Origin of the sequence: Neisseria sp. HMSC058F07 (assembly GCF_001810035.1) — a bacterium.
GTDB lineage: Bacteria > Pseudomonadota > Gammaproteobacteria > Burkholderiales > Neisseriaceae > Neisseria > Neisseria perflava.
The window spans coordinates 1-209 of the sequence record NZ_KV799661.1; the positions used below are offsets into that span (position 1 = coordinate 1).

Below are 209 nucleotides of genomic sequence, written 5' to 3' on the forward strand. Positions count from 1 at the left end.
CCTTGCAACAAACCACCTGTGCCGTAGCCTTCTATCGGATTGACACGATGGCGGCCATCACTGTGGTAAAGCTTGCCGTGTCCGGCAGTTAATACTTCGTCTATGTATTTTTTCACTGTCCAAGGTTCGTGCATCCACCAGCCTGGCATTTGCCAAATCACGGCATCCATCCACAAGAATTTTTCGATTTCTGCTTCAACATCATAGCC

The 209-nt window shown here is 48.3% G+C and carries 1 protein-coding gene; it reads right to left on the reverse strand.

Annotated features, from left to right (window positions below):
• The coding region (locus HMPREF2696_RS00135; RefSeq protein ID WP_210383744.1) for an NAD(P)H-dependent oxidoreductase at positions 1-209 on the reverse strand (209 nt) is incomplete at both ends.